This window comes from Paraburkholderia panacisoli, assembly GCF_008369935.1.
In the GTDB taxonomy this organism is placed as follows: Bacteria; Pseudomonadota; Gammaproteobacteria; order Burkholderiales; family Burkholderiaceae; genus Paraburkholderia; species Paraburkholderia panacisoli.
Window position 1 is genome coordinate 135,723 of sequence record NZ_VTUZ01000018.1, and the last position, 16,965, is coordinate 152,687.

Consider the following 16,965-nt stretch of genomic DNA (forward strand, 5'->3'; position numbering starts at 1 on the left):
AATGGCAGGACCTGAGAGAAAGTGACGATGACGCGAACGGGCCCGCAGAGGTCCGTCGCTCGTCGCCCTAGTACCGAATAGAACACTTGCGGAACGAATCCATGCCGTTTCGCCGGCTGTTTTGCCCACCAGCGGCGGTCGATGATTTCCCCACACGCTCACGATAATCGGCGCGCATTGCGCCCGCTTTGCTGTCAATCCTGCGTCACGTCGACGAAAATAGCCGGAATTACACAGCCTATTTTCATATGAATCGTAGGCAGCCATTTAATAAAGGCATTTTCGCGGTAATTATGACCGCATTTAAACGGGGAGCGATTAAATACTGCGTATGCGAAACACGCAGTTAATCTAGCGCTGATAAACTGTGCGCCTGAGCAGTGCGGCAAGGTCTTTTACGCCATCGTCCGTTCCCTCGATTCCGGCAATGCAAACTGCCCGGAAAGACGGTACAAACAGGCCTTTTCCGCGATTTGGAAGACGCGTTCACGCCACATACTGGCCGAGGTGAGCGCAGTTAAAAGGGACATATTTCAGGTTGTTCTTTCTGGTTGTCCTTTCTTCCCTGCACGCGTGGTGTTTCGCATCAGCGATTTTCCTCGCCAAACTCATCCTCTCTGATTTTGATCAGTATCGGGGCTTGCTTTGAGCCCGTTTTTGGAAGTGACTCATGAAGCCGGGAAATCAATCGCTTGGAAAGAAACGCACTCGCAAGATCGTCTTCGCGGTGCTTGCCGTGTGCATCGCGGCGCTGCTCGGCGTGGGCTTCTGGCATTCCCAGCAGCGCGCCGCGCAGAGCGCGCCGGCGCTGACCGGCATCGCGAGCCAGATGCGCAACGACACGTCGGCATGGACGCACCAGGAGAAAGACGCATCGCAGATGCTGCGCGATATTCACGACGCCAACGTCGTCGCGATCGGCGTAAGCCCCAGCGCCATTCTGGTGTCGACGCGCGGCGGCGCGAAGTACTTCGTCACCGACCACAACGCGACGTTCTCGCATGCGCTGCTGCTCGGCGAGCCCAAGGCCGGCCAGGCCGCGCCGTATCAACTCGTGTGGCTGCCTGATGCGGACATCCAGACCGGCGGCGAGCGCTGGACCCAGACGCTCGACCACTTGCGCGACGCCATCAGCGTGCTGCTGCCGCTGTTGCTGATCGGCGGGATGGTGTGGTTCATGCGGCGCGAAATGAAAGGCGGCGCGAAGCTGCTCACCGAAACGCCCGCGCTGCGTTTCGACGACGTGATCGGCGCGGGCGAAGCGAAGGCCGCGCTCGCGGACATTCGCGGCTACCTGTCCGATCCGAAGCAGTTCACGTCGATGGGTGTGCGAGCGCCGTGCGGCATTCTGATGGTGGGCGGTCCGGGCGTCGGCAAGACCCGGCTCGCGCAGGCGCTGGCCGGCGAATGCGGCGCGAGCTTCATCTCGATCACCGGCAGCTACTTCAGCGCGAAGTACTATGGCGTCGGCATCCAGAAGGTCAAGCATCTGTTCGAACTGGCCCGCGAGAACGCGCCTACGGTGATCTTCATCGATGAAGCCGACGGGCTCGCGAAACGCACCGACACGGGCGGCGGTCCGGTCGAAGCCGAGAGCAATCGCATCATCAACCAGTTGCTGGCGGAGATGGACGGCTTTGCTTCGAACGAAGGGGTCATCATCGTTGCCGCGACGAATCATCCGGACAATCTCGACGAAGCGCTGCGCCGGCCCGGCCGTTTCGATCGCACCGTGCAGGTCCGTTTGCCCGATCGCGAAGACCGCGCGAAGATTTTCCGCTTCTACGCGGAGAAGCTGAAGTCGAAGTCAGCGGACATCGACTATGACCAGCTTGCGCGTCTCACCACGGGCTTGTCGCCGGCTACGGTGGCGATGGTCGTGAATCAGGCGGGGCTCGTCGCGCGCAAGGCCGGCGACACGGAAATCGCCTCCAGGCACTTCATGGAAGCGATCAAGATCGCCCGCATCGGCGATGTGAGCGGCGCGGAGCGCGCGCTCAGCGAAGACGAACGCACGCGTATCGCGGTGCATGAAGCGGGGCATGGGCTGGTCGCCGCGCTGCTCGGCACCGGCGTGCTGGAAGAGGTCACGATCCTGCCGCGCGGCGGCGCGCTGGGTGTCGCCCTCATCACCAAGGCGCAGGACAAGCATCTATATCGCGAGACCGAGATCCGCAACGAGATCCAGGTTCTGCTCGGCGGCCGCAACGCCGAAATTCTGACGTTCTCCGAAGCATCTAGCGGGGCCGCGTCGGATTTGCAGGAAGCGTCGCGGATCAGTCTCGACATGGTGTCGAAGTTCGGCTTCAACAGCGACGGCGATCTGTTCAGTCTCGCGGCGCTGCCGTCGCAGTACGCGGGCCTGCAAATGAAGAGCGCGATCGAGCATGCGAACGTGCTGCTCAAGGAATTGAACGAACTGTGCTACGGCCTTCTGCAAGCCTACGAGCCGGTGCTGCGCGCAATCGCCGACGAACTGCTGGAGCACGAGACCGTACCCGGCGAAACGGTTTACCGGTTGATCCGCGAACACAAGAGCACGCTCACGATCGTCCACGAGCCGGCCGCGGCTTGAGGATGGCTTTGTCGGGCGTGCGGCCTTGATGGCAGCGCGCCCACGATGCCGACAATGCGCTTACAGCGGGATGTTGGCGTCGTTAGAATCTGCTGCGCTTTTGTCGGATATGTCCGGATACGCGGCCTATACTGATTCACGCAGCGCCACTTGACGCGCCGCTGCTGACTCACGAAGTCAGCCACTGTGCGGAATTCAGTGCGGTTTCCCTGCCCGCATCCGCCGACCCCAGGCCCTCAATCAGTGCCTGGTGAACCATCCACTATTCGCTATCTTCCAATGTCGGTCCGCGGCGGGCATCACCGCGCCGCTCGTATTGCCGACCGCACCACGCCGTAGCTCGCTGGGCGACTCGCATGGACGAGTATCGCCCTCGCTATCGTTGGCTTGGCCAACAGTGCTGGTTGCGCACGGCCAACTTCGTTTAATCGCACTGAATGGCACGATCAATTTAGTTAGGTAACCGAAATATTTTTGGATTGAGTAGTGGCTAATTGAATTGCAAGGAGATTGAAATGAACACCAAACGTATCAGCGTCCTTTCGGCGACCGCCGCAGCCCTTCTCGCCCTGAGTGGCGTGGCCCATGCCGACGGGGCGTGCTCGACCGGATCGTTGCGGGGCGCGTATGGCTTCAGCGCCCACGGGCAGTTGATTGGACTGCTGGATTCGACGGGCGGCGTTCACGCGTTCGTGACGCAACCGTTGCTCAACGACGTCGCACTCGTAACCTTCGACGGCGCCGGGGGCTTCGACCGGGTCGACACCGGCACGATCAACGGCGCGCCGAAAGGCGGCACGGCTGATTTCACCGGCTCGCAAAAGGGCACCTATACGCTGAATTCCGATTGCACCGGCACGATGACCATTCGATACGACAGCGGGGTGGTTCTGCTGCTCGAAATGGTCGTCACCGATGATGCCCGGCTCATCAAGGCCGTCATCCTCGGCGAGACCATCTACACTGCCTCCCCGACCATCGACAAGACGACCTGTCAGGCACCGTGTCAGGAAGCCGTGGACGTCAGCTTCGACGGCCGGAAAATCGGCGGGCAGCAGCAGCAGCAGCAGGAGCGGGAGCGGGGCCGAGATCACTGAAGGCCATCGCCGGCCCGTGCCGCTAGGCGAAGTCGGACGGCCCCGGTGGCGGAACACCGGGAGGCGGGTCGGTTTCGCCTAACGCATCGAGTTTGGCGTCGTCTGCGTCGTCGGAGGGCGGAAGCGTTTCACCTTTGTGCGGCAGGGGCTGATCGAGGCCCGGCTCGACCGGGGTGGGAATTGCATCGCCGATAGGCTTGGAGACCTCGGTGGGCGGGCTGCCGGGGTCTTCGTCGGCCTGACGTTCGGGTTCATTCGGGGGATTTGGCATGTTTGCCATGACGCTCTCCGATTGATGGGTTTAACGAGGAGAGCAGCAATGCGCGTACCACGGGGTGAACGTGATTGACGCGATCGAAGTCGCGGCGCGGATTAGACCGCGTCGGAAGCCGTGCTGTCTTCGCGCAACGTGCGCTCGTTGCGAGGCGCCACTGTGGCCGCCGTTGGCGCTGAAACAGCCGGCGTTGCGTGCGCCGGCCGGCGCCGTGTCTTCAGCCGGAGAATCGGCTCTTCGATCAGCCGCCAGGACAGAACCGCGATCGCGAGCGAGAGCGCAAACGACGCCGCGATGCCCGCCGCGTGTGCCCAGATCGGCACCGTGCCGCCGAAGAGCGCCTCTGCGTGATGGTTGCGCGTGAGGTCGGGGATCAGATTGTGATAGAGATAAAAGCCGTAGCTGATGCGGCCGAAGCTCACCAGCCAGCCCGTTTCGAGCAGACCGATCACAACGGCGTTGCGGCAGCAGGCAATCGAACACACGAGCGCCGCGATGCAGACGCCGTATAAAGCGCTGACCGCGGTGAACAGCAGGGGATTGTCGAGCGTGCTCCATGTCGGCTCGGTCGCGCACAAACCCACGAGGCCGAGACTCAGAGCGAACAGCGTGAGGCCGTGTCCGAGCCACGCGCGCACGCGGCTGCGTTCGCCCACGATCATCAGGCCGCCGATGCCGCCTAGCGCCAGCAACCAGAAGTTGCTCAGCGGATGCGTGTAGATCGTGATCTCTTCCCAATGCGCGGCGCGCATCGCCAGCAAAGAGACCAGTCCGAGCGCGACGATCGCCCAGCACACCGCGCGATGCCGCCGCGCGGCAAGCAGCAGCAATAACGGTGCGACCACCAGATAAAACTGCTCTTCGATCGCGAGACTCCACAAATGCGAATAGCGCCCCGGCCAGTAACGGAGCACCGCGCCAATCCAGAAGTTCGACAGATAAGCGAAATGAAACGGCATGCCGCTCGCCAGTTCAGGACTTGCGAATCCGAATGCCATCAGCACGCACATTACCGTCAGCATCAGGTAGTAGATCGGAAAGATGCGCAAGGTCCGGCGAAACAGAAAGCGCTTGAGTTCGGCCCCGAATCCGCTGCCGCCGGTTTCGATGCGCGCGCGTTGCGTCGAAAGAATGCCGATGATCAGAAAGCCGCTCAGCGCGAAGAAGATCCACACGCCGAGATGACCGATCTCGCCGATGTCGCCAAACAGGCGGTGCTGAAGGAACACCATTAGCACTGCGATGGCGCGCAATCCGTCGAAGCCGGCAATCCTGCTGTTCATGTGGTTGTCTTCCAGAGTGAAGGCCGCGCGCGAGGCGCTGCCGTTCAGGGGGTGATGGAAGGACCGGAATGCCGGCGCCGGCGAAATCGGGTTCGGCGGATATGAGGCGTCGTCACGACGCTCGGCGAGCCGGCCGGTCGCGGATCAGCCGGCAGCGTGTCCGGTCCACATGAGTGGCCGCCGCCGCAAGAGGGCATCGCGGGAGACGAACGCGCGAGCTTCGGCGGGCAAGCATGCAAGCATCGTACGATGAAAAAAAGCGAAAAAAATCGCGTGCCGCGTTCAGTGATTTTTTTTCGTCGCGTATTGCCGGTCGTTTTCGGGCTGTGGGTATGAAAGCCGCAAAAGTTGCCGTAATTCGAGCGCGCAATGACTCAGTATTACCGCACGCCGACAGCCGAATTTCAGATCGCTGCTACATGAATGGAAATTAGAGGCTGGTTGTCAGCGCCCAGCGGCGGCGCGCACAGGGGTGGCCGGAACATTCTATTCTCCTCGTATTCCTACGATGTGTTGCTACGAATGCAGCGGTCGATCGACCGAGGCTTACGGCGCGTCGCGCGCCATCATTGTGCGAGGGCACGAATGGAAATTCGCCGGGGACGTTCGATCGAAGTCGATTTCTTTCGCGGCGTCGTGCTGATCGTCATCGTGCTGGATCACATTCCCGGCAGCACGTTATCGCATCTGATGCTGCACGCGTATGCGTTGTGCGACGCAGCCGAAGTGTTCGTGTTCCTCGGCGGCTACGCATCGGCGGCGGCTTATACGGCGGTGCTTACGGGCCGCGGCGAAAACGCGGCGAAGATGCGGTTCGTCAGGCGCTGCTGGGAAATCTATCGTGCGTACCTATTGACGGCAGTCTTGACGCTCGTGTCCGGCGCGCTGCTTGCGCTGCTGCATCTGAATCCGCCGATGGTCGAGCTGACCGGCTGGCTGCCCTTCTCGGGTCAGCCGCTGCGCGAGGCGTTCGACATCGCGGTGCTGCGGCGGCAACCGTATCTGTCGAGCGTGCTGCCCATGTACGTGATCTTCGCGCTAGGCGTGCCGTTCGTCGTGCCGCTCGCACGTCGTTCTTCGCTGATGGCGTTGGGTTTGAGCGTGGCGATCTGGGCGCTGGCCCGGCCGCTGGCCGCGTTATTCAGCATTGACGACATGGCCGACTGGGCTTTTAATCCGTTTGCGTGGCAACTGATGTTCGTGCTCGGCATTCTGTGCCGGGTGCAGCCTGTCAGCGCACGCTTCCACGCAAGCCGCACCGCGCGCTGGTTCACACGAGTCGCGGTGGTCGCGGTGCTGGCGTTCGCAGTCGTCAAACTCTTCGTGCTGACGCAACCGTTGCCCGGCACGCTTAAACAGAATCTGTCCGTGGATCGTGTGATCAACTTTGTCGTGATTGCCTGGCTGGCCGCGCGGTTCGTGCGGACGGGTTGCGTCGCATGGCTCGCGCAGCGCCTGCCGGCCGTGGTGACGGTCGGGCGCACCGGGCTCGTGTGTTTTGTCATGGGCACGCTGGTGTCGTTGATCGTCGACACGGCGACGCCGCACACGTTTCATGGCTTTCGCGGCGTGCTGATCGGGCTGGGCGGCGATCTGGTCGCGATCGGCGCCTTGCTGATGATCGCGCGCGGCTGGAACGGCTGGAAAGGGCAGCAGTCCGGTGCGCCGGCCAATGGGGCGGGCTACGGATGACGGCGCGATGGCGCCGCAGGCGTTTTACGCGTAATGCGCGCGCGGCCGCCAAGGCCGCTGGCGCGCTCTTGTGGCTCGCGGCTCACCCGGCTCAACCCGCGCTTGCCGCGCCCCAGGATGCCCCGCTCGCGATGCGCTGCGCCGAATTCGCGGGCGCGGTGCTGCCTGCTGAACTGATTGCATTGCCGAGCGCCGGCGCACAGATCGAAAGCGCGGCGATGGTGCGGGCCACCGCGCCCGGCAATCAGCAAGGCGGCGAGTATTGCCGCATCACGGGCCGCATCAAGGCGCTCAAAGCGAGCACGCCCGATATCCGTTTCGATCTGAATCTGCCGCGCCGCTGGAATGGCCGCGCGCTGCAGATCGGCGGCGGCGGCTATAACGGCGTGATGGTGAGCGGCACCGGCGTGATGCCGTTTTCGCCGGACCGCGCGCCGCTCGCGCAGGGCTATGCGACGTTCGGCGACGACTCGGGGCATGTCGGCGATTCGTCGCTCGCGATGTTCGGGCTCGTCGACGAAGCGGTCACCAACTTCGGCTACGCGCACCTGAAGAAGACGCACGATGCGGCCGTCGCGCTGATCGCGCACGCTTATGGCAGGCCGCCGCAGCGCATGTATTTCGCCGGCGGCTCGACCGGCGGGCGCGAAGGCTACACCGTGATGCAGCGCTTTCCCGACGACTACGACGGGGTGATCGCCAATTCGCCCGCGCTCAATTTTTCCGGCGTGCGTTTGATCGGCGTGAAGCTGGGCCGAGCGGAATACGCGACGCCCGGCGGCTTCGTTCCGCCGCTGTTGCTGGAGCGCGTGTATCAACGCACGCTCGCCGCGTGTGACCGGCTCGACGGCGCGGCGGATGGCATCGTCAGCGATGTCGCCGCGTGCCGCGCGCACGAAGCGGAGATCGTCGATTCGTTGCGCTGCGCGGGAGCCACGACTCTGCGCGACGATCAATGCCTCACCGACGCGCAACTCTCCACGCTGCTCGTGATGCGCGATGGCCTGTCGCTGCCGTATCGTCTCGGCTGGGACGTTGGCGGTTATCGCGGCTACAACGTCTTTCAGGGCACGCATCTGGCCGGAATGCTCGGGCTCGCGCATCAACGGGAGCGCTCGCCGGTGCCGACGTTCTTCGCCAACGGCTATCTGTTCGCGCAAGGCGACGGCTATATCCGCTACTTCGTCGCGCGGGACGCGGACTTCGATTCGCTGCGATTCGACCCGCAACATCCGGGAAAATATCGCGCGCAGCTGATGGCGTTATCGCAGACGATCGGCGCGATGAACCCCGACCTGTCGCGCTACATCGCGCACGGCGGCAAGCTCATTACGTTGCAGGGCCTCGCCGACGAAGTGATCAGCCCGAATCAGACGATCGCGTACCACCAGGCGCTGATCGATCGCTTCGGCGCCGCGCAGGTCGACGATTTCATGCGGCTTTACATGGTGCCGGGTTTTCAGCACGGCAGCGGCGCGTTCATTCCGTCGGTGGATCTGCTAGGCGCGCTCGACAACTGGGTGACGCGCGGCACGGCGCCCGAAACCTTGACGGCAACCGACATCGCCGCGGCAACCAATGGACGCTCGCGGCCGTTGTGCCGCTACCCGCTGTTTCCGCGCTACACCGGCAAGGGCAACGTGAATCAGGCAAGCAGTTTCGTGTGCGCCGAACCTTCCGGGCCTTGAGGCGGATCAAGGCGGGGTGAAGCAGGAAATGAGGGTGGCGGGCAGTTCTTGCAAAACGCCTGCTGATGTTGCAATTGCAACCTGTCTGGCCGGTGCGTCGCTGGGCGTGCAGTCACACGCTGCAACAAAGAAGGGCGGCGCCGCTTGCCTCTGCGCCGCCGCCCGACACGAGATGGACGTAGCAGCGGTGGTGGGCGCCGATCCACCTCGCTGCAACGCGGCGCAGCGCGCGCGCCAGTCCGCGTCCTTCGTCGTATTGCTATGGAACCCGAACTATTCTGCATTACAGAGCGGCTGGCCGCTCCGTTCGTCGCGCCGTGCTTTCGCGGCACACGGCTTTCGGCAGTCCGCGCCGCGCCGTCGCCTTGCGCGCTGCACGGTTTCGCACTTTCCATTACATTGCGGGGGCGGTCGCGCGTTCGCGCCGTTCCTTCCAATCGGATAATGGTGTCTGCCATCGTCGAATCCATGCAGCCAATCGTCTCGGTCACGAACCTGTCGAAAACCTATGCCAGCGGTTTTCATGCGCTCAAAAATATCAACCTGGCTATCAACCGTGGAGAAATCTTCGCCTTGCTCGGCCCGAACGGCGCGGGCAAGACCACCCTGATCAGCATCATCTGCGGCATCGTCAATGCCAGCGCGGGCCGCGTCACCGTGGACGGCCGCGACATCGCCGCCGACTATCGCGGCGCCCGCTCGCTGATCGGCCTCGTGCCGCAGGAGCTGACCACCGATTCCTTCGAAACCGTCTGGGCGACCGTGTCGTTCAGCCGCGGGCTGTTCGGCAAGCCGAAAAACCCGGCGTACATCGAGAAGGTGTTGCGCGACCTGTCGCTGTGGGAAAAGCGCGACAGCAAGATCATCACGCTGTCGGGCGGCATGAAGCGCCGCGTGCTGATCGCCAAGGCGCTGTCGCATGAACCGCGGGTGCTGTTCCTCGACGAGCCGACCGCCGGCGTGGACGTCGAGTTGCGGCGCGACATGTGGAAGCTGGTGCGCTCGCTCGCCGAAAGCGGGGTGACGATCATCCTCACCACGCATTACATCGACGAAGCCGAGGAGATGGCCGACCGCATCGGCGTGATCAGCGGCGGCGAGATCATGCTCGTGGAAGAGAAGACGGAACTGATGCGCAAGCTCGGCACGAAGCAGCTGACGCTGCAACTGGACAGCCCGCTCACGCAGGTGCCGGCGTCGCTGGCCGGCTACGCGCTGGCCGTCGCGAAGGACGGCAACGAGCTGATCTACACGTACGAAGGCGACGGCGGCCGCACCGACATCATCGCGCTGCTCAAGGCGCTCGACGATGCCGGCATCCGCTTCAAGGACCTGCATACCACGCAGAGTTCGCTCGAAGACATCTTCGTCAGTCTGCTCCGAGGTGACCAATGAATATCCACGCAATGCGCGCGATCTACAAGTTCGAGATGGCGCGCACCTGGCGCACGCTGATGCAAAGCATCATCGCGCCGGTGATTTCGACTTCGCTTTACTTCGTCGTGTTCGGCTCGGCGATCGGCTCGCGCATCAAGGAAGTGGACGGCATCAGTTATGGCGCGTTCATCGTGCCGGGGCTGATCATGCTGTCGTTGCTGTCACAAAGCATCTCGAATGCGTCGTTCGGGATTTACTTTCCGCGCTTCACCGGCACGATCTACGAGCTGTTGTCGGCACCGGTGTCCTACCTGGAGATCGTGGTGAGCTATGTGGGCGCGGCGGCCACCAAGTCGATCCTGCTCGGGCTCATCATTCTCGCCACCGCCGGACTGTTCGTGCCGCTGCAGGTCCAGCACCCGTTCTGGATGGTGCTGTTTCTCCTGCTGACGGCAGTGACGTTCAGCCTGCTCGGGTTCATCATCGGCATCTGGGCGGATAACTTCGAGAAGCTGCAACTCGTGCCGCTCCTGATCGTCACGCCGCTGACCTTTCTCGGCGGCAGCTTCTATTCGGTCAACATGCTGCCGCCGTTCTGGCGGGTCGTGACGCTGTTCAACCCGATCGTCTATCTGGTGAGCGGCTTTCGCTGGAGTTTCTTCGGCCTCGCCGACGTGAACGTCGGCTTGAGTCTCGGCATGACCGCGTTGTTTCTCGCAGTGTTTCTGCTGATCGTCGGCTGGATCTTCAGGACCGGCTACCGGCTCAAGAGCTGAGGGCGTGTGGCGTCGCGCGGAATTGGCGGCGCTCCCGAACGCGGCATGCGAAACTGGCGGACACCTTCACCCCGGAGCCGATTGCCACCATGTCTGTTGATCTGAGTCTGATTGAGCGAAGCGCGTGCGATGTCGTCGAACTGTTGCGCGAGGAGGCGCTGAGTCCGCATGACCTGCTCGACACGCTGGCCGCGCAGGTGGCGCGCGTCGAGCCGCAGGTCAATGCGCTGCCCACGCTGTGTTTCGAGCGCGCGCACGCGCATGCCGATGCGCTGCTGAAAAAGCCGGTGGCCGAGCGCGGCCTGCTGTGCGGCCTGCCGGTGCCGATCAAGGATCTGACCGATGTCGCGGGCGTGCGCACCACGCGCGGCTCGCTGGTCTATCGCGACCGGATACCCGCCACCTCCGACGCCGGCGTGAGGCTGCTCGAAGCGCACGGCGGCGTGGTCTATGCGAAATCGAATACGCCGGAGTTCGGCTCGGGCGGCCATACGTACAACAGCGTGTTCGGCATCACGCGCAATCCGTGGGATCTGTCGCGCTCGGCGGGCGGCTCGTCCGGCGGCGCGGCCGCCGCGCTGGCGTCGGGCACCGCGTGGGTCGCGCAAGGCTCGGATCTGGCGGGCTCGTTGCGCACGCCGTCGGCGTTCTGCGGCGTGGTGGGTCTGCGGCCTACGCCGGGGCGCGTGTCATACGGCCCGGCCGCCAATCCCTACGACACGCTCGGCATTCACGGCCCGATGGCGCGCAACGTGACCGACGCGGCGCTGCTGCTCGACGCGATGTGCGGGGAAGTGGAGAGCGTACCGTTGTCGCTGGGTGAGCCGGCGCGGTCGTTTCTCGCGCATGCGCGCAGCCCCCGGCGTCCGGCGCGCGTCGCGTTTAGCGCGGGGCTCGGCATCGCCACGGCCGAACCGGAGATTCTCGCGATCTGCCGTCAGACCATGGATCGGCTAGCGGGCGCCGGCATCGGCGTGGATGAAAGCGATCTCGATCTGAGCGCGGCGACCCAGGCGTTCCACACGCTGCGCGGCATCGCCTACGCGACCAACTACGAGGACGTGCTCGCGCAGCATCGCGACGTGCTGAACCCGAACGTGATCTGGAACATCGAGTTCGGTCTGCAACTGGACAACCGCGCGATGCGCTCCGCGCAGCGCACGCGCGCCGAACTGTTCCACAAGATGATTGCGCTCCTGCAACGCTACGACGTGCTGATCTGCCCGGCATCGATCGTGCTGCCGTTTCCGGTCGAAGCGCGTGATATCCGCGACGCGGCCGGCCAGCACTTCGACACCTACATCGACTGGCTCGCGATCACCTACGCGCTGACGCTCACCGGCATGCCGGTCATCGCGATTCCGTGCGGGATGAGCGCGAGCGGACTGCCGGTGGGCATCCAGATCGTCGGCAAGGTGCGGGGCGAGGCGGCGTTGCTGTCGGCGGCGCGGGCGGTCGAGGAGATCATCGGCACGTGGGCGACCGGCCAGCCGCAAGTGCGCTGAGCGCACGGCTCACGGGCAGGTTCATGTCCGTACTGGATGTCTGTGCCGCAGGCCCGCACGACGTGACGGCGTTCGCCGTCACGTCGTCGTTCTCGAACTACGACACATACGCGTGCGCGACGTTGATCAATTGCACGCGATTGCGCACGTTGAACAACTGCCGCAAGCGGCGCAGGTGATAGTCGACGTTATGCGGCGAGAGCCCGAGGAAGTACGCGATCTCCTTGTCCCGCTGACCCTGCACGACCGCCTTCAGCACCGCGTGCTGCAACTCGCTCAACGCGACGCGCTGCTGCTGCGCGGGCGCGATGCCGATCACGCTTTTCGCATGCGTCCAGATGAACTCGTGGATCGTGTGCGCGAACATCAGCGTTTCCGCGACGATCGATTCGGTCATCCAGCGCGGGTTGCCGATCTCCGAGTTGAAGCACAGGCTCGCGCTCAGCTCCGGCTCGGGCAGCGGCATCCGCGTGAGAATCCCGCTTTTGCGGCCGGTCGTCTCCAGCATGTCGATCAGGCCGCCCAGCCGTTCGCTGCGCATTTGCGCGCGCGGCAACTCGGCGCGCATGTCGGCGGTGTTCCACAGCAACGGCATGCCGGTCGGCGACGCCAGCGTGACGCGCGGGTCCAGCTCGAAATAGCGCTCGCGGAAATAGCGCGTGAGCCAGCTCTGCGACTCGTAGCTGCTCAGCACGAACATTGTCTTGTGATGGGACGACGTGCGCGTGGCCGAGTAGCTGAACGAGTCGAAGCCAAGCTGCCTGATGCGCCGCCGCACGAATTCGATGCGGTCCTGCGCGCTGCCGAAACGCCCCAGCGGACTGATGACCGGCGCGGATCGCCGCGCGGCGGGCGACGGCGTGCCGATCTCTTCCTCGGTGAAGAGGGTGAGAAATCCAGTGGGCGCGGCACCGGTTGCGGTGCGGGTCGATGCTCTCGATGCTTCGGCCGCGTGGGCCGATTTCACGGGTTGCCGCGTGCCGGCCGGGTAGGCCGGTTGTGCGGACCCCGCGGGGTTGCATGCTGCCGACGCGTGCCCGGCTTCGCCTTGCGGCGAGCCGGTCAGCCAATGCGGCAGCGTATCGCATTCGTGTTCCATGAAACGGTAGCTCCGGCGTTCGAAACGCGTGAAAGACGACAACCTGAATGATTAGCTATTTCCGAAAATTACGGTAGCCGGTTCCTTGCTATCATTTTCGCGATCTTGCGCTGACCGCGAACCGGCAATGCGGGTGTGGCGGGGTTTCTCCTTGCATACGCACCTCCTGGGAATGGACGTGATGGCACGAATTCCGAAGCTGACAACGACGCTCGCCTACGACCGCTACATGGCGGGCCAACGACTCGTGTCGAGCGTGGACCGTGCGTGGCGGCACCTCGTGCTGCGCGCGTATCTCGAACCGGCCGAGCAGGAACTGCTGGAAGCGCCCGGCCTGCAGGACCTCACGCTGATGACGCTCGCGAGCGGCGCCGAGCACCTCGAACGCAATCTGCACGGGCGCTGGGAAAGCGCCGATCTGCGCGTGGGCGACGTGTGGTTCGTGCCGCCCGCGCCGATCTCGTGGCGCTGGCATTCGATCAGCGACGAGCCGCTGTCAACCGTTCATTTGCACCTCGAGCGCAGCCTGATCGACAGCGTCGCCGCGCAGATGGAACTCGGCGGCTCGCACGAATTGTCGCTCGGCGACGCAATGCAGTTTCACGATCCGCTGATCGCCGCGATGCTCGGCGCGTTGCATCGCGCGGCCGGCGATCCTGCCGATTCGCGTTTGTACGTCGATGCGCTGGTGCACGCGCTCGCCGCGCATCTGCTGCAGCATTATTCGCGCGGGCGCGAGGCGTCCGGCCGGCTGCTCGCGCCGCCCGAACAGCTGGTGCCGCGCCGCATTCGCCGCGTGACCGACTATATCCGCGCCAACCTTGCCGCCGATCTGACGATCGACGAACTGGCCGGGCACGCCGGATTAAGCAGTTTTCATTTTGCGCGGGTGTTTCGCCGCGAGACTGGCGAGCCGCCGCATCAGTTCGTCACGCGCTTGCGGCTGGAGGAAGCGGCGAGGCTGCTGCGCGCCACCGATCAGACCGTGTTGCACATTGCGATTGCGGTTGGTTTCGAAAGTGCCAGTCATTTCTCCGTGCAGTTCAAGCGTGGCTATGGCGTGACGCCGCTCGCTTACCGGCTGCGCGGCTAACGCGCGGCGGATCGCGCAAGTGCTGTTGAGGCCGCCATTGGCGATCGCAGTGGCGGAAGTGGCCGGATGCATGCCGCGTTTGCCGTGCTCGCAGTTTTTGCCGCTTTGTGCTGCTTTGATCGTCCGGCGGTGTTGCCGCGCCGCCGTGCTACCTTCTGACGGGAATCACGCACTTTGCGCAGTGTGCTGCGCATTGCGCGGCTTGCAAACTACGAACTTTCGTGGCGACTATCCGGCAAGACCTGGCATGGCTATAGCGCGCGGGCCTTTGCGACGCTTTCAAGGTGCGCGGCGGGCTGCGCTCCAACTGGCCTGAGCGCATCGAAAGCAACTGTATCTGTCGAAGCCTTGCGCCGGACGACAGAATGATGCCCGCATGGCCTTGGCCCAGCCCGCGTCTGACCGACCTTTCCATTCACCCGTCACACTGGATATCTTGCGATGACCCGACTTCGAATCACCTCCTGCGGCCACGTCTTCACTGCCGAAACCCATCCCGACGCGCCGCACACCGTGGCCGCGTTCCTGAAGCTTTTGCCGTACCGCCAGAAGATTATCCACGTGCGCTGGAGCGGTGAAGGCTGCTGGGTCCCGCTCGGCGACTTCAAGCTGGAAAATGACGGCGTGGCGGTAGGCTTCGAGAATCACACGAGCCACCCGTCGGTCGGCGACATTCTGTTCTACCCGGGCGGCTACAGCGAGACCGAGATCATTCTTGCGTACGGCTCCTGCTGCTTCGCGAGCAAGATGGGGCAACTGGCGGGCAACCATTTCCTGACCGTCGTCGAAGGCCGCGACAAGCTGCGCGAACTCGGCACCAAGGTGCTGTGGGAAGGCGCGCAGGACGTGCTGTTCGAGAAGCTCTGAGCGGCGCGCGCCGCGCGCGTCCCAAAGCCTGGTTAATTCTCGGCCGGCAAATCGCGCATACTGGAGCGCAAGCGCGGCGTGTGAAGCGTCCGCGATCTGCCTCCCCGCGCGGTTTGCAGCGATGCACTCGCGTTGCGTATGGAGCGGCACACTCTTTTCGCCGCGCTGCGGCGTCAGGTCTCCTACATGACGGACTCGCACATCTCTCCGCTGAGCGCTTTCGCCGCACAGTTGCGTTCACAGCAGGTCGATTTGACCGAGCGCTGGATGAAGGCCGTCTTTCACGACGCAGAACTGACCGAATCCGACCGGCTGACTTACGAGCAGCTGGCCGATCACATCCCGAACATCCTCGACGAAATTTGCGCAGCGCTGGAGCAGCAGGACCTCGACTCCGTGGAGAGCGCGATGGAGCGCGACGCGCGGCTGCACGGCAAATTGCGCTGGAAGCAGGGTTACCGGATCGACGAACTGGTGCGCGAACTCGATCTGTTTCGCCAGATGCTGAGCGGCACGATCGTCGAGTTCAGCGAAGCCCGGCCGTATTTCACGCGGCGCCACGAGGAGCGGGCGCGGCATTTCATCGACGAAGCCGTCGGGTTCGTCACGCTCACGTCGATCCGCGAGGTCGTCACCGAACGCGATCGCAAGATCGACGATTACACCGGACGGCTCGAGCGCGCCAATCATGAACTGACGCTCAAGCAACGGCTGGTGGCCGAACTATACGAATCGCGGATGCAGATCACGCGCAGTGTCGTGCACGATCTGCGCAACTTCCTCAATGTGTTTTCGATGGCGCTGCAGCTGATCAGCCGCGCGCCGTCCAAGGTCGAGACGGCGCTCGCGCTGGCGAGGCGCCAGACCACCGATATGAAGACGCTGGTCGACGAGCTGGTCGAATACTCGGTCGTGCTCGGCGACAGCAGTCCGCTCACGCTGGAGCGTTTCGCGCTGCGCGAACTGTTCGATGAACTGGTGATCTCGTGCGAGGCCGCCATCGAAGCGAAAGGGCTGCGTCTTCAGACGGCGTTCGACAGCGCGCTCGACGAGGTCGTGTCCAACCGGCTGAAGCTCAAGCAGGTGGCGCTCAACCTGCTCACCAACGCGGCGAAATATACGCGGGCGGGCCGGATCGAACTGGCGATGACCGCGCTGGAGAACGATTGCTGGCAGTTGCGCGTATCGGATACCGGCGTGGGTATCGGCGAGTCCGACCGGGAGCGCGTGTTCAAGGAATTCGAGCGCGCCACTCACGAAGATATTCCGGGCGCGGGTTTGGGGCTCGCGATCGTCACGGAGTTGTGCCGGGTGCTCGAAGGCGAGATCCGTTTCGATTCGCGGGAAGGCGAGGGGACGGTGTTCGAGATTACGTTTCCGATGCGCCTCGAGGCGGCGGGCTCGTAAGCCGGGCGCGTCGGCGGACGCTGCGATTCGGCGTGTAGATCCGGCTCGTGGCTCATGGCTCGTGTCTCGCGTGAGCTGATCTGATTCGTTTTGTTCTCCGTGTCACGCCTCTTTGCGGATCGCGGGCTTGGCTTGCGCTCTGTCTTTCGCGCGCTATGAATCTGAAAAGAGCTTAAAACGGCCTGTGAAATATGGGCTGGCATAAGACGATTCCCGCGACATCGCCGTAGCC

The 16,965-nt window shown here is 63.7% G+C and carries 13 protein-coding genes; 10 read left to right on the top strand and 3 right to left on the bottom strand.

What is annotated here, in order from left to right; all coding sequences use genetic code 11:
* The first annotated feature begins 670 nt into the window (after window positions 1-670).
* Window positions 671-2,575 carry an AAA family ATPase gene (locus FVF58_RS25665; RefSeq protein ID WP_149672631.1) on the top strand — a complete coding sequence of 635 codons (1,905 nt, stop codon included), beginning with the start codon at window positions 671-673 and terminating at the stop codon, window positions 2,573-2,575.
* A gap of 515 nt (window positions 2,576-3,090) precedes the next feature.
* Window positions 3,091-3,672 carry a hypothetical protein gene (locus FVF58_RS25670; protein WP_149672632.1) on the top strand — a complete coding sequence of 194 codons (582 nt, stop codon included), beginning with the start codon at window positions 3,091-3,093 and terminating at the stop codon, window positions 3,670-3,672.
* A gap of 22 nt (window positions 3,673-3,694) precedes the next feature.
* On the opposite strand, the gene FVF58_RS25675 is transcribed toward FVF58_RS25670, so the two are convergent.
* Both FVF58_RS25675 and FVF58_RS25680 read right to left on the bottom strand, forming a co-directional pair.
* Window positions 3,695-3,952, bottom strand: a complete 258-nt coding sequence (locus FVF58_RS25675) for a hypothetical protein (RefSeq protein ID WP_188130928.1) — start codon at window positions 3,950-3,952, stop codon at window positions 3,695-3,697.
* Between the two features lie 92 nt (window positions 3,953-4,044).
* Entirely contained in the window at window positions 4,045-5,229 is a 1,185-nt protein-coding gene (locus FVF58_RS25680) for an acyltransferase family protein (RefSeq protein WP_149672633.1), read from the bottom strand.
* Between the two features lie 585 nt (window positions 5,230-5,814).
* Here FVF58_RS25680 and FVF58_RS25685 point away from each other — a divergent pair.
* From FVF58_RS25685 to FVF58_RS25705, 5 genes are all read left to right on the top strand, one after another.
* Window positions 5,815-6,921 carry an OpgC domain-containing protein gene (locus FVF58_RS25685; protein ID WP_149672634.1) on the top strand — a complete coding sequence of 369 codons (1,107 nt, stop codon included), beginning with the start codon at window positions 5,815-5,817 and terminating at the stop codon, window positions 6,919-6,921.
* Window positions 6,918-8,609: a tannase/feruloyl esterase family alpha/beta hydrolase gene (locus FVF58_RS25690; protein WP_149672635.1), complete on the top strand. Its 1,692-nt coding sequence runs from the start codon at window positions 6,918-6,920 to the stop codon at window positions 8,607-8,609. Before FVF58_RS25685 ends, FVF58_RS25690 begins: the two co-directional genes overlap by 4 nt.
* Before the next feature lie 468 nt (window positions 8,610-9,077).
* Window positions 9,078-10,004, top strand: coding sequence for an ABC transporter ATP-binding protein (locus FVF58_RS25695; protein ID WP_149672636.1), 927 nt, complete (start codon window positions 9,078-9,080; stop codon window positions 10,002-10,004).
* Window positions 10,001-10,762 (top strand): ABC transporter permease, encoded by a 762-nt coding sequence (locus FVF58_RS25700; RefSeq protein ID WP_149672637.1) that lies wholly within the window; start codon window positions 10,001-10,003, stop codon window positions 10,760-10,762. The genes FVF58_RS25695 and FVF58_RS25700 overlap by 4 nt, the downstream gene beginning before the upstream one ends.
* A gap of 89 nt (window positions 10,763-10,851) precedes the next feature.
* Entirely contained in the window at window positions 10,852-12,267 is a 1,416-nt protein-coding gene (locus FVF58_RS25705) for an amidase (protein ID WP_149672638.1), read from the top strand.
* A 97-nt stretch (window positions 12,268-12,364) separates the two neighbouring features.
* Here the strand turns inward: FVF58_RS25705 and FVF58_RS25710 are convergent, their stop codons facing one another.
* Window positions 12,365-13,366, bottom strand: a complete 1,002-nt coding sequence (locus tag FVF58_RS25710; protein ID WP_149672639.1) for a helix-turn-helix transcriptional regulator — start codon at window positions 13,364-13,366, stop codon at window positions 12,365-12,367.
* A gap of 181 nt (window positions 13,367-13,547) precedes the next feature.
* On the opposite strand from FVF58_RS25710, the gene FVF58_RS25715 reads away from it, so the two are divergent.
* The 3 genes from FVF58_RS25715 (at window position 13,548) to FVF58_RS25725 (ending at window position 16,733) form a co-directional block, all read left to right on the top strand.
* Window positions 13,548-14,459 (top strand): helix-turn-helix domain-containing protein, encoded by a 912-nt coding sequence (locus tag FVF58_RS25715; protein WP_149672640.1) that lies wholly within the window; start codon window positions 13,548-13,550, stop codon window positions 14,457-14,459.
* A gap of 441 nt (window positions 14,460-14,900) precedes the next feature.
* Window positions 14,901-15,326 (top strand): DUF3830 family protein, encoded by a 426-nt coding sequence (locus FVF58_RS25720; RefSeq protein ID WP_149672641.1) that lies wholly within the window; start codon window positions 14,901-14,903, stop codon window positions 15,324-15,326.
* A 186-nt stretch (window positions 15,327-15,512) separates the two neighbouring features.
* Complete coding sequence (locus tag FVF58_RS25725) at window positions 15,513-16,733, top strand: sensor histidine kinase (RefSeq protein WP_149672675.1); 1,221 nt, start codon at window positions 15,513-15,515, stop codon at window positions 16,731-16,733.
* Window positions 16,734-16,965 lie beyond the last annotated feature (232 nt).

Coding starts and splice junctions, on each gene's coding strand:
- FVF58_RS25720 (WP_149672641.1), top strand. CDS start 14,901: ATGACCCGACTTCGAATCACCTCCTGCGGCCACGTCTTCACTGCCGAA.
- FVF58_RS25710 (WP_149672639.1), bottom strand. CDS start 13,366: ATGGAACACGAATGCGATACGCTGCCGCATTGGCTGACCGGCTCGCCG.
- FVF58_RS25665 (WP_149672631.1), top strand. CDS start 671: ATGAAGCCGGGAAATCAATCGCTTGGAAAGAAACGCACTCGCAAGATC.
- FVF58_RS25715 (WP_149672640.1), top strand. CDS start 13,548: ATGGCACGAATTCCGAAGCTGACAACGACGCTCGCCTACGACCGCTAC.
- FVF58_RS25670 (WP_149672632.1), top strand. CDS start 3,091: ATGAACACCAAACGTATCAGCGTCCTTTCGGCGACCGCCGCAGCCCTT.
- FVF58_RS25690 (WP_149672635.1), top strand. CDS start 6,918: ATGACGGCGCGATGGCGCCGCAGGCGTTTTACGCGTAATGCGCGCGCG.
- FVF58_RS25675 (WP_188130928.1), bottom strand. CDS start 3,952: ATGGCAAACATGCCAAATCCCCCGAATGAACCCGAACGTCAGGCCGAC.
- FVF58_RS25705 (WP_149672638.1), top strand. CDS start 10,852: ATGTCTGTTGATCTGAGTCTGATTGAGCGAAGCGCGTGCGATGTCGTC.
- FVF58_RS25695 (WP_149672636.1), top strand. CDS start 9,078: ATGCAGCCAATCGTCTCGGTCACGAACCTGTCGAAAACCTATGCCAGC.
- FVF58_RS25685 (WP_149672634.1), top strand. CDS start 5,815: ATGGAAATTCGCCGGGGACGTTCGATCGAAGTCGATTTCTTTCGCGGC.
- FVF58_RS25725 (WP_149672675.1), top strand. CDS start 15,513: ATGACGGACTCGCACATCTCTCCGCTGAGCGCTTTCGCCGCACAGTTG.
- FVF58_RS25700 (WP_149672637.1), top strand. CDS start 10,001: ATGAATATCCACGCAATGCGCGCGATCTACAAGTTCGAGATGGCGCGC.
- FVF58_RS25680 (WP_149672633.1), bottom strand. CDS start 5,229: ATGAACAGCAGGATTGCCGGCTTCGACGGATTGCGCGCCATCGCAGTG.